Origin of the sequence: Dermacoccus sp. NHGro5 (assembly GCF_017565385.1) — a bacterium.
GTDB lineage: Bacteria > Actinomycetota > Actinomycetes > Actinomycetales > Dermatophilaceae > Dermacoccus > Dermacoccus nishinomiyaensis.
The window spans coordinates 101,256-112,683 of record NZ_JAGEKQ010000013.1 but is presented as its reverse complement, the minus strand read 5'-3'; the positions used below and the strand labels follow the sequence as shown (position 1 = coordinate 112,683).

At 69.6% G+C, this 11,428-nt stretch carries 10 protein-coding genes; all 10 read right to left on the bottom strand.

Annotated features, from left to right (window positions below; translation table 11 throughout):
• Positions 1-184: 184 nt before the first annotated feature.
• On the bottom strand, positions 185-1,504 hold the full coding sequence (locus J4Z35_RS07050; RefSeq protein WP_131941358.1) for a thymidine phosphorylase: 1,320 nt from the start codon (positions 1,502-1,504) through the stop codon (positions 185-187).
• A complete protein-coding gene (locus J4Z35_RS07045) occupies positions 1,501-2,091 on the bottom strand; it encodes a cytidine deaminase (protein WP_131942057.1) in 591 nt (196 codons plus the stop codon). The genes J4Z35_RS07050 and J4Z35_RS07045 overlap by 4 nt, the downstream gene beginning before the upstream one ends.
• A gap of 14 nt (positions 2,092-2,105) precedes the next feature.
• Positions 2,106-3,350: an ABC transporter permease gene (locus J4Z35_RS07040; RefSeq protein WP_131941360.1), complete on the bottom strand. Its 1,245-nt coding sequence runs from the start codon at positions 3,348-3,350 to the stop codon at positions 2,106-2,108.
• Positions 3,347-4,441 (bottom strand): ABC transporter permease, encoded by a 1,095-nt coding sequence (locus J4Z35_RS07035; protein ID WP_038569022.1) that lies wholly within the window; start codon positions 4,439-4,441, stop codon positions 3,347-3,349. The genes J4Z35_RS07040 and J4Z35_RS07035 overlap by 4 nt, the downstream gene beginning before the upstream one ends.
• On the bottom strand, positions 4,438-6,108 hold the full coding sequence (locus J4Z35_RS07030; protein ID WP_051806040.1) for an ABC transporter ATP-binding protein: 1,671 nt from the start codon (positions 6,106-6,108) through the stop codon (positions 4,438-4,440). Before J4Z35_RS07030 ends, J4Z35_RS07035 begins: the two co-directional genes overlap by 4 nt.
• Before the next feature lie 67 nt (positions 6,109-6,175).
• Complete coding sequence (locus tag J4Z35_RS07025; RefSeq protein WP_038569024.1) at positions 6,176-7,219, bottom strand: BMP family ABC transporter substrate-binding protein; 1,044 nt, start codon at positions 7,217-7,219, stop codon at positions 6,176-6,178.
• Positions 7,220-7,504: 285 nt separating this feature from the next.
• Entirely contained in the window at positions 7,505-7,921 is a 417-nt protein-coding gene (locus tag J4Z35_RS07020) for a barstar family protein (protein ID WP_115297269.1), read from the bottom strand.
• Complete coding sequence (locus J4Z35_RS07015) at positions 7,918-8,472, bottom strand: ribonuclease domain-containing protein (protein ID WP_235006193.1); 555 nt, start codon at positions 8,470-8,472, stop codon at positions 7,918-7,920. Before J4Z35_RS07015 ends, J4Z35_RS07020 begins: the two co-directional genes overlap by 4 nt.
• A 121-nt stretch (positions 8,473-8,593) precedes the next feature.
• Entirely contained in the window at positions 8,594-10,192 is a 1,599-nt protein-coding gene (locus J4Z35_RS07010) for a methylmalonyl-CoA mutase family protein (protein WP_131941362.1), read from the bottom strand.
• A gap of 100 nt (positions 10,193-10,292) precedes the next feature.
• A complete protein-coding gene (locus tag J4Z35_RS07005; protein WP_131941364.1) occupies positions 10,293-11,405 on the bottom strand; it encodes a quinone-dependent dihydroorotate dehydrogenase in 1,113 nt (370 codons plus the stop codon).
• Positions 11,406-11,428: the final 23 nt, after the last annotated feature.

Sequence of the window (11,428 nt, the reverse complement as noted above, 5' to 3'; positions counted from 1 at the left end):
ACGACCAGGCTGGCACTTAGGGCGGCGTCCACCTTCGCGATTTCCGTCCCCATTCGCACATCTCGTCCCCATCTTCGGTTTTCGGTCACTCTCGCAAGAGTGACTGAAAATCGGAGATGGGGACGAGATTCGCAAGGGTGGGCAGGAATCGCGGATGTGGACGAAAATCGCAGGTGGGGCAGGGTCAGGCGATGCGGTCGATGACGATGTCGCGCGGCGTGGATGAGCCTGCGTCGGCGTCGGCGCTGATGTCGTAGCTGCGGTCGAGGGCGGCCACGGCGCGCTCGAAACGCTCCGGCGTGTCGGTGTGCAGCGTCATGAGCGGCGTGCCGGCGCTGACGGTCTCGCCGGGCTTGGCGTGCAGTTCGATGCCCGCGCCGGCCTGCACCGGGTCCTCCTTGCGCGCACGGCCCGCGCCGAGTCGCCACGCCGAGACGCCGACGGCGAGTGCGTCGAGGCGCGTCAGCACGCCGTCGCTCGGCGCGGTGATGACGTGCGACTCCTTCGCCACGGGCAGTTCGGCGTCGGGGTCGCCGCCCTGCGCGGCGACCATGCGGCGCCACGCGTCCATCGCACGCCCGTCGCTCAGCGCTGCGCGTACGGCCGCTTCGTCCTGGGGCCGACCGGCGCCGGCGAGCATCTCGACGGCGAGTGCCACCGTGAGGTCGACGACGTCCTTCGGGCCGCCTCCGGCGAGCACCTCGACCGATTCGCGCACCTCGAGAGCGTTGCCGGCTGTCAGCCCGAGCGGCGTCGACATGTCGGTCAGTAGCGCGACCGTGTTGACGCCGGCGTCGTTGCCGAGGTCGACCATCGTGCGCGCCAGTTCGCGGGCGTCGTCCTGCGTCTTCATGAACGCACCCGAGCCGACCTTGACGTCGAGCACGAGCGCGCCGGTGCCCTCGGCGATCTTCTTGCTCATGATCGAGCTGGCGATGAGCGGGATGGCCTCGACGGTGCCCGTCACGTCACGCAGCGCGTACAGCTTCTTGTCGGCGGGTGCCAGCCCGTCACCGGCGGCGCAGATGACGGCGCCGACCTCGTCGAGCTGACGCATCATCTCGGCGTTCGTCAGCCCTGCACGCCACCCGGCGATGGCCTCCATCTTGTCGAGCGTGCCGCCGGTGTGACCGAGCCCGCGGCCCGACAGCTGCGGCACGGCGACGTCGAACACCGCGACGAGCGGCGCGAGCGGCAGCGTGATCTTGTCGCCCACTCCCCCGGTCGAGTGCTTGTCGGCCGTGGGCACGCGCAGGGACGAGAAGTCCATCCGCTCACCGCTCGCGATCATCGCTGCGGTCCAGCGTGCGATCTCGTCCCGCGTCATGCCGTTGAGCAGGATCGCCATCGCCATCGCCGACATCTGCTCGTCCGCGACGGCGCCGCGTGTGTAGGCGTCGATGATCCAGTCGATCTCGTCGCGGCTCAACGTGCCGCGGTCGCGCTTCGTGCGGATGAGGTCGACGGCGTCGAACGCCTCGTGGGTGGAGGCAGCGGAGGTCATGATTGGCCTTTCAGCTGGGTGGCGGAGGTGGCGACGGCGTCGAGGTTGGTGACACCGAACGCGTGCGGAAGGAGCTCGACGAACGGCAGCGGGTCGCGCCCGTCCATGTCGATGAGCAGGCCAGGTGAATCGACGGACGGCGCCACGGCGTGCTCGGCCAGCAACTGACGGCAGCGTCCACACGGCGTGATCGGGGTGCCGTTGCCGTCGACGCACGACAGCGCGACGAGCCGCTCGCGCGCCGCAGTCGCATCGACGACCGGGCCCGCCCCGCCGTCAGACAGGCCGGCGTCGGAACAGTCTGCGCCGGCCATCGCGTTGTCAGCCACATCAGCGTTCACACCCCCGCCGAGACCGTCTCGGTCAGACGTGTTCAACAGTGACGACACGAGCCCGCACTCGGCGCACAGCGCGACGCCATAGGCGGCGTTCTCGACGTTGCAGCCGGTGAGCACGCGACCCGAGGTCGTGAGCGCGGCGACGCCGACCGGGAACCGGCTGTAGGGCACGTAGGCGCGCCGCGACGCGGCGATGGCCTCGGAGCGCAGGTGCGCCCAGTCGGGTGTCTGCGCAGCCGAGGCCGTCACGCGTGAGTGCTCGCTCACCCGGCTTCACCCTTGCGGTAGACGTCACCGTCGGCCGCCGGCATGCGAAGGTGCTGGCTGGCGAACGCCATGACGAGCAGGGTCACGACGTATGGCGCCGTGCTCGTGAGGTTCGGGTCGATCGTGTTCGAACCGAAGTACCAGCTCAGCACGAGCACCGCCGTCACCGCCAGGATCACCGCCGGCAGCACGCGACGACGCACCGCCATCCAGATCGCGCCGACGATGACGCCCGCGCCGACGAGCAGCAGCAGCGCATGCACCTGGTCGCCGCCGCGCAGCTGCAGCGCCTGCGTGTAGCCGAACAGCAGCGCGCCGACGGCGGTGCCGAGCGGCATCCAGTTGCCGAAGATCATCGCGGCGAGACCGATGTACCCGCGCCCGCCGGTCTGGCCCTGCTGGAAGCCGTCGGAGGCGACCATCGCGAGGAAGCCGCCGCCGAGGCCGGCGAGGGCGCCGGAGACGAGCACCGCGATCGTCTTGTAGAGGTAGACGTTGACGCCGAGCGTCTCGGCGGCCTGCGGCGCCTCACCGCAGCTGCGCAGACGCAGACCGAACGGCGTGCGCCACAGCACGTACGCTGTCGCCGCGATGAGCAGGACGGTGATGAGCGTCAGCCACGACACGTTCGTCAACAGGCCGCCGAGGATGCCGGCGAGGTCGGAGACGAGGAACCAGTGCTTGCCCTCGAGATCCGACAGCGCTGACGAACCGGGCACGGTGAACGTGCCGATGTCCGGCAGGCTGGGGCTCTGCGTCGCACCGCCGCCGGGCAGGCTCGAGAAGAAGCGTTCGGCGAGGAACTTCGTCAGGCCCGCGCCGAGCAGGTTGATCGCGACACCGGAGACGATCTGGTCGACGCCGAAGAACACCGTCGCGATGGCGTGCAGCACGCCGAACAGCATGCCGCCGGCGATCGCTGCGATGACGCCCGCCCACGCGCCCCAGTGGTAGGCCGCGTATGCCGCCGACCAGGAGCCCATGATCATCATGCCCTCGAGCCCGATGTTGACGACGCCCGCGCGCTCTGACCACAGACCACCGAGGCCCGCCAGCGCCAGCGGGACGGCGGCGACGACGGCCGCGGAGATCGCGTTGGCCGAGTCGATGTCGTTGACGCCCGTCGCGACACGCAGTACGGACAGCGCGACGAGGATGCCGAGCAGGCCGAGCGGCAGCAGGGCCTTGCGACCGAGACGGTGGGTGATCCCTGCCGCGGGTCGGGTTGCGACGGTGCTCATGCGCTCGCTCCTGCGGTGTTTCCGGCGGCCAGTTCCGCGGCGACGTGGCGCTGTTCGATGCTCTTGTCCCAGCGGCGCACGAGTTCGTACGCGATGACGACGGCGAGCACCATGACGCCCTGGATGATGTTGACGAGGGAGGCGTTGACGCCGGCGTTGATCTGCAGCGCGTCGGACTGGCCGTTGAGGTAGGCCCACAGCAGCGCACCGAACGCGATGCCGATCGGGTTGTTGCGTCCGATGAGTGCGACGGCGATGCCCGCGAAGCCGAGACCGCTCTGGCTGTTGGAGCCGTAGTTGTAGTCCTGGCCGAACAGCTGCGGCATGCCGACGAGACCGGCGACGGCGCCCGACATCAGCATCGCGGAGATCGTCATGCGCTTGACGTTGACACCGCTCGCGACGGCCGCGGATTCCGACGTGCCCGTCGCGCGCAGGTCGAAGCCGAAGCGCGTGCGGTTGATGACGAACCAGTAGACCAGGCCGACGATGACGGCGAGGATGCCGAGGCCGTAGATCGGCCCACCGGACAGGTTCGCGAGCGCCGGCACGTGCGAGCTGTCGGGGATGCTCTTCGTCACCGTGGCGTTCGATCCGGGCGTGCGATCGGCGACCTTGTTGAGCAGCCACGCGACAACACCCGTCGCGATCGAGTTGAGCATGATCGAGCTGATGACCTCGGACACGCCGCGCGTCACCTTGAGCACGGCGATGATCCCGGCCCAGACCGCGCCGACGAGCATCGCGAGCAGCAGCGCGAAGATGACGTTGAGGAAGCCCGGGAGCCAGCCCTGCGCCGCGAAGAGCGCGGCGGCGAACGCGGCGACGCGGTACTGGCCGTCGACGCCGATGTTGAACAGGTTCATCCGGAAGCCGATGGCGACGGCGACGCCCGACAGGTACAGCACGGCGGTGTCGTTGATGATCGCCTCGGTGACGCCCGGCATCGGCGAGGACAGGAACACCTGCCACACCGGCCCGACGGAGTTTCCGAGCGCGAGCAGGACGATCGACGTCAGCACCACGGCGATGGCAATGGCGAGCAGCGGCGCGGCGAGCGCGACGCCGACGCGGCGGAGGGTGGAGTTCATCGGACGGTGTCCTCGCTCGTGCCGGCGGCGGTGGCGCCGGTCGTGTTCTCGGTCTTCGAGGTCGTGGGAATGGGTGCGCTCGAGTCGCTCGCGTCCGAACCGGCACCCGTCATCGCGGCGCCGAGCTGTTCGGCGGTCACGTGATGGGGGTCGAACTCGCCCGACAGCCGCCCTCGCAGGATGACTCGGATCGTGTCGGACAGGCCGATCAGTTCGTCGAGGTCGGCGGAGATGAGCAGCACGGCAAGACCTTCGCGGCGTGCGTCCTTGATGTGATCCCAGATCGCGGCCTGCGCGCCGACGTCGACACCGCGCGTCGGGTGCGCGGCGACGAGGACGCGCGGTGCGTGCGACATCTCGCGCCCGAAGATGAGCTTCTGCTGGTTGCCGCCCGACAGCGACCCGGCGGTCACGTCGATGCTCGGCGTGCGCACGTCGTACTCGCTGACGATGCGCTGCGTGTCCTCCTTTGCCGCGCCGGGCGTGAGGCGCCAGCCCTTGCTCGCGGGGGCCTGTCGCTGGTGGCCGAGCATGCGGTTCTCCCACAGCGGCGAACCGAGCAGCAGCGCGTGACGGTGACGGTCCTCGGGGATGTAGCCGACGCCGCTGTCGCGGATCTGCTTCGTCGGCCAGGTCGTGACGTCGTCGTCGCCGATGACGACGTGGCCGCTGTCGGCGCGGCGCATGCCGAGGATCGTCTCGACGAGTTCGGCCTGGCCGTTGCCCTCGACACCGGCGATGCCGACGACCTCGCCGGCGCGGATGACGAGGTCGATGTTCGACAGCAGCGCCGGGCCGCCGGCGCGGTCGGCGAGCGTCAGCCCGTCGAGGCGCATGACGACGCGGTCGGTGACGGTCGATTCCTGCGTCTCGGGGGTGGGCAGCTGCGAGCCGACCATGAGTTCGGCGAGCTGCTTGCTCGTCACCGACGCGCTCTTGACGCGGTCGATCGTCGTGCCGCGGCGGATGACGGTGATGTCGTCGGCGACGCCGCGCACCTCGTCGAGCTTGTGCGAGATGAACAGCACCGTGAGGCCTTCGGCCTTCATCTCGGCGAGGTTCGCGAACAGTTCGTCGACCTCCTGCGGCACGAGCACGGCCGTCGGCTCGTCGAGGATGAGGATCTTCGCCCCGCGGTAGAGCACCTTGAGGATCTCGACGCGCTGACGGGCGCCGACGCCGAGGTCGGCGACGAGCACGTCGGGGTGGACGCCGAGCCCGTAGGCCTGCGAGATGCGCGTGATCTCCGCGCGCGCCTTCGCCCCGATACCGTGCAGCTTCTCGGCGCCGAGGACGACGTTTTCGAGGACGGTGAGGTTGTCCGCGAGCATGAAGTGCTGGAACACCATGCCGACGCCGGCCTTGATCGCGTCCTTCGGCGACGAGAACGAGACCTCGTCGCCGTTGATGCGGATCGTGCCCTCGTCGGGCTTCTGCACGCCGTAGAGGATCTTCATGAGCGTCGACTTGCCGGCACCGTTCTCCCCCACGATGGCGTGGATCGTGCCGCGCTCGACCTGCAGGTACAGGTCGGAGTTCGCGACGACGCCGGGGAATCGCTTCGTGATGCCTTGCAGGTCGACGGCGAGGGGCCCCTGCGGGGGCGCGCTGACGTCGGGCGCCGCGGCCGACGTCGTCGTGGGATCGGTGGTGTCGATGACGCACACTCCTGCTCGAACCGTGAAGGCCCGGCAAGCAGAACACCCGCTTGCCGGACCTTCACCGGGTGGCGACTCAGTTGGACGGAGTCGTGGGAACCGTGATCTTGCCGTCGACGACCTGCTTCTTCAGGTCATCGACGGTCTTGAGCGTGTCGGCGGACAGGTGGTTGCCCGTCGTGGAGAGCGAGACGCCGTCCTCCTTGAGGCCGTAGACCTTGTTGCCGCCCTTGAACGAGTCGTCCTTGACCGAGTTGACGAAGTCCTCGACCGTGCCCGCGCAGCGCTTCGTCGCGGACGTCAGGACGGAGCCGGCGACGGACTTGTCAGCCGTCAGGGCCTGGTCGGAGTCGACGCCGATGGCCCACTTGCCCTTGGAGTGCGCCGAGGAGATGACGCCGTCGCCCGACTTGCCGGCCGCGGCGAAGACGATGTCGGCGCCGGACTGGAACATGGCGTCGGCAGCGGCCTTGCCGCCGGGGGTGTCGTTGAAGCCCTTGCCGTCGGAGGCGAGGTACTTCGAGTCGACCTTGATGTTCGGGTTGACCTTCTTCGCGCCCGCGATGTAGCCGGCCTCGAACTTCTGGATGAGCGGCACCTTGAGCGCGCCGACGAAGCCGATGTGGCCCGTCTTGCTCGTCTTGGCGGCCGCGGCACCGGCGAGGTAGGAGGACTCGTTCTCCTTGAAGGTGATCTGCTCGACGTTCGAGCCGGCCGACGCGGGCGTCGCGTCGTCGATGATCGCGAACTTGACGTTCGGGAACTTCTTGGCGACCTGGCCGACGGCGTTCGCGTAGACGAAGCCGACGGCGACGATCGCCTTGTTGCCCGAGGAGGCGAGCTGCGTGAGGCGGTTGACACGCGCCTGGTCGTTGTCCGACTCGGAGGCCTCGGCCGTCGTGATCGACAGGTTCGAGATCTTCTTCTTCGCGTCCTCGAGGCCCTGGTAGGAGGCGTCGTTGAAGGAGTGGTCACCACGGCCACCCACGTCGAAGGCGATGGCGGCCTTGAACTGGTCGGTGCCCCCGGAGGACGAACCGGAGGACTTGTCGTTCGAACCACAGGCGGCGAGACCGGCCGTCATGGCGACGGCGGCAGCGATGGAAACAACCCGCTTCACGGGGACTCCTTGGGTCTATCGGAACGAAGGCCGCATCGTGCGTCAGCACCCGGGGCGGGCGAGCGACGTCCAGGCACGCGATGCGTGCTCACGACAGGCTTCGTCTTGGCAGAGGTGGCGCACGTCACGCCACCGGACCGGTTCAGCCTACCGGGGTCGCGCACCGGGTTGAAGCGACAACGATCCGAGGTGACCGAACCGTTATTGGGCGCCGCCGCGACTCGATGAGATACAGCACACGCTCCGCCTCCGGCGGTGGGTTCTCACCGGGGCCCGCCGCGCCGCTCAGCGCGGCAACGGCGGGTCGGCGACGACGACGAGCGGGCTCGTGCGGCCCGCGCCGTCATGATCTTCGACGAGGTCGTCGACGATGTCGACGAGCGGGTCGCTCAGGCCCGCGGGTAGCGCGCCGAGGCCCTTGAGCCGCAGGACCATGCCGTCCTCGCGCGCGACGACGTCGCCGAGGCATTCCTCGAGGGCGTCCCAGTTTCCGCCGAAATAAGCGGGCAGCTCGAGCTGGCGCGCGAGAGTGCGCATGAGGTCGGGCTTGTCCGCCACCCCGGCGAGGCGCACCTCGACGAAGCCCCACCCCGCGTCCTTGCACAGCGAGCGCAACTCGTCGGACGTCGGGCCTGTCAGCCCCCGCGGCACCCAGCCGCCCTGGCCCGCCTCGATCAGCCCACGCACCGTCGCAGCCGTCATCTCTGCACCCTCCGGAAGCTCTCGTAGTGGTCGCCCGTGTAATAGATGGTGCCGTCCTTGCCTTGGATCAACCTGCGAGCGCCGCGGTCGGATTCCCCCGGCGTCTCGACGGTGTACTCGTGGTACCAGCCGCGCGGATGCTTGGGCAGGCGGCCCTCACGGTTGGCGAAGACGATGCCGTCACGCGAGTACGGGAACGGTCCCCCTGCGTCGATGAGCTTCAGCGTCGCCCGCGCCTGCGCGGGCAGCTGCGCGACGGGCACCACGTCGGCGGCATCGCCGTCACCCGATGTGGGGGCACTCGACGGTGCCCGGCCCGCCCCGCCCGACTTCGCCCCGCCCGACTTCTCACCGGACGACGACGGGCCGTCCGAGTAGGTCGCGGGCGAGAACTTCGACGACGGAGAGCTGCTCGAGCCGCCTCCTCCCCCGCGCCCGGTGAGGACAGCGAGTAGCGCGATGACGGCGAGGACGGCGAGCGCGATCGTCGCGATCTTCTGGCCGATCCCCATGCCGGCCAGGGGTGACTTGCGGGAGCTCAGGGCCACCACGTCCTTCTCGTTCGGGGGCCCGAGCCCGGGCCGGAGGTATCGACGATTTCTCGAGCGTGCTCATTGTCGCGCGGCCGCGCACCGACGCCGCTCGTTCACCTCGGCCGGCCCGAGCGATGCCTCAGAACGCGTCGCGCGGCGTGTACTTGCCCCACACCGCGCGCAGGGCGTCGCTCACCTCGCCGCCGGTGGCGCCGACGGCGTGGGCCTCACGCATCGGCCACAGGACGTTGTCGGCGCCGGAGGCCGCGGTCTGCAGCTTCTCCAGCGCCGCGTCGACGGCACCCTGATCGCGGATTGCCCGCAGCGTGGCGAGACGCTCGCACTGCTCGGCCTCGATCGCCGGGTCGACGCGCAGCGGCTCGTACGGCTCCTCCTCGTCGAGGGTGTACTTGTTGACGGCGACGACGACCCGCTCCCCCGAGTCGATCTGCAGCGCGACGTCGTAGGCGCTCTTCTCGATCTCGTTCTTCTGGAAGCCCTCTTCGATGGCGCGCACCGCCCCGCCCTTGTCCTCGACGGCCTGGATGAGCGTCATCGCCTCTTCCTCGAGGTCGTCCGTCATGGACTCGACGACGTAGGAGCCGGCGAACGGGTCGACGGTCTTCGTCACGTCGGTCTCGAACGCGAGGATCTGCTGGGTGCGCAGCGCGAGGCGAGCGGCCTTGGCCGTCGGCAGCGCGATGGCTTCGTCGTAGCTGTTGGTGTGCAGGCTCTGCGTGCCGCCGAGGACGGCGCCGAGGCCCTGCAGCGCGACGCGCACGAGGTTGACCTCGGGCTGCTGCGCCGTCAGCTGCACGCCAGCGGTCTGGGTGTGGAAGCGCAGCATCTGCGACTTGGGGTTCTTCGCACCGAACTCCTCACGCATGATGCGCGCCCAGAGGCGGCGCGCCGCACGGAACTTGGCGACCTCTTCGAGCAGCGTCGTGCGGGCGACGAAGAAGAACGACAGGCGGGGCGCGAAGTCGTCGACGTCGAGGCCGGCCGCGAGCGCCGCGCGGACGTATTCCTTGGCGTTGGCGAGGGTGAAGGCGATCTCCTGCGCGGGCGTCGCCCCGGCCTCGGCCATGTGGTAGCCGGAGATGGAGATCGTGTTCCAGCGGGGTATCTCGGTGTGGCAGTACTCGAAGATGTTCGAGATGAGGCGCAGCGACTCGGCGGGCGGGTAGATGTACGTGCCGCGGGCGATGTACTCCTTGAGGACGTCGTTCTGGATCGTGCCCGTCAGCTTCGAACCCGGGATGCCCTGGCGCTCGGCAGCGAGCTGGTACATGAGCAGCAGGCTCGAGGCGGGCGCGTTGATCGTCATCGACGTCGAGACCTCGTCGAGCGGCAGCCCGTCGAACAGGACGAGCATGTCGTCGAGGGAGTCGATGGCGACGCCGACCTTGCCGACCTCACCGTGCGCGAGAGCCGCGTCGGAGTCGTAGCCCATCTGCGTCGGCAGGTCGAACGCGACCGACAAGCCGCCCGTGCCGTTGGCGACGAGCTCGTGGTAACGCTGGTTGCTCTCCCGCGCCGTGCCGAAACCGGCGTACTGACGCATCGTCCAGGGGCGCCCCGTGTACATCGACGGGTAGACGCCGCGCGTGAAGGGGTAGGAGCCCGGCTCGCCCAGGCGAGTCGTGGGGTCGAACCCGGCGAGATCGTTGGCCGAGTACACCGGTTTGAGGCCGAGACCCGATTCGGTCGTCTGCTTGCGATCGTCTACGCCACTCATGAGGGCACTGTAACGCGCGTCACGTCCGCCCGTGGGGGTGGGGCGTCCCCGCCGCGGTCTATGGCCCATGCGGCGTGCCCGTCGACGCGGGCCGCCCCGCTCAGCGCCGGCGGATCCGCAGTGCTTCGTTGAGGTCGCGCACGAGGGCGGGCCCGCGGTAGATGAACCCGGAGTACACCTGCACCAGGTCGGCTCCGGCGTCGACGAGCGCGAGCCCGTCGTCGGCGTTCATGACGCCCCCGACCCCGATGATCGGTAGTTGGGTGCGTGCGGCGAGGAACCCGACGACGGCGCGGGCCCGGCGGGTCAGGGGCGCGCCGGACAGGCCGCCGGCCTCGTGTGCGAGGCGCTGCTCGGAGGGGGCCACGCCGTCGCGCGTCAGGGTCGTGTTCGTCGCGATGAGGCCGGCGACTCCAGCGCCGTGTGCGACGTCGAGCACGTCCTCGAGGGCGTCCTCGGTGAGATCGGGGGCGATCTTGACGAACACCGGCGTCGCGCGTGTGCCGCGCTGCGCGGCGAGGTGCGCCTCGCGTGTCGTGATCGCCTGCAGCAGTTCGAGCAGCGGCGCCTTGTCCTGCAGCGAGCGCAGTCCGGGGGTGTTGGGGCTCGAGACGTTGACGGCGAAGTAGTCGGCGAGGCCCGACAGGCGTCCGAGCGACGTGAGGTAGTCGCCCACGGCGTCTTCGACGGGTGTGGTCTTCGTCTTGCCGAGGCTCACACCGATGGGAATCTTGACGGTCCCCGTGGCGCGTGCGGCGCGCAGGGTGGCGGCGAGCGCTTCGGAGCCGGCGTTGTTGAAGCCCATCCGGTTGATGATGCCCTCGCTCGCCTTGAGGCGGAACAGGCGCGGTGTCGGGTTGCCGGGCTGCGCGTGCGCCGTCACGGTGCCGACCTCGACATGGCCGAAGCCGAGTGCCTGCCAGGACGTGACGGCGACGCCGTCCTTGTCGACGCCCGCGGCGAGGCCGACACGGCCGGGGAAGTCGATGCCGGCCAGGGTGACGGGGTCCGACGGCGCACCGAGCGCGGCGCCGAGGGCGTCGACGGCCAGGCCGTTGCCCGGCAGCGCACCGAGTTGCGCCATTGCCTTGATCGTCGCGTGGTGCGCTGCTTCGGCGTCTCCCCCGCCGATGCGGAAGAGAGCGGGCCTCAGCGCCTTCTCGTACCCGTGGGTGAGCGCGGCGCGGCGGAGGGCGTCGAGATCGAGGTTCATGCCGTCATTGTCGCCGATGGAAC

Excerpts from the sequence above, each read along its gene's own strand:
- J4Z35_RS07050 (WP_131941358.1), bottom strand. The coding sequence starts at position 1,504 with ATGACCTCCGCTGCCTCCACCCACGAGGCGTTCGACGCCGTCGACCTC.
- J4Z35_RS07040 (WP_131941360.1), bottom strand. The coding sequence starts at position 3,350 with ATGAGCACCGTCGCAACCCGACCCGCGGCAGGGATCACCCACCGTCTC.
- J4Z35_RS07035 (WP_038569022.1), bottom strand. The coding sequence starts at position 4,441 with ATGAACTCCACCCTCCGCCGCGTCGGCGTCGCGCTCGCCGCGCCGCTG.
- J4Z35_RS07020 (WP_115297269.1), bottom strand. The coding sequence starts at position 7,921 with ATGACGGCTGCGACGGTGCGTGGGCTGATCGAGGCGGGCCAGGGCGGC.
- J4Z35_RS07010 (WP_131941362.1), bottom strand. The coding sequence starts at position 10,192 with ATGAGTGGCGTAGACGATCGCAAGCAGACGACCGAATCGGGTCTCGGC.
- J4Z35_RS07005 (WP_131941364.1), bottom strand. The coding sequence starts at position 11,405 with ATGAACCTCGATCTCGACGCCCTCCGCCGCGCCGCGCTCACCCACGGG.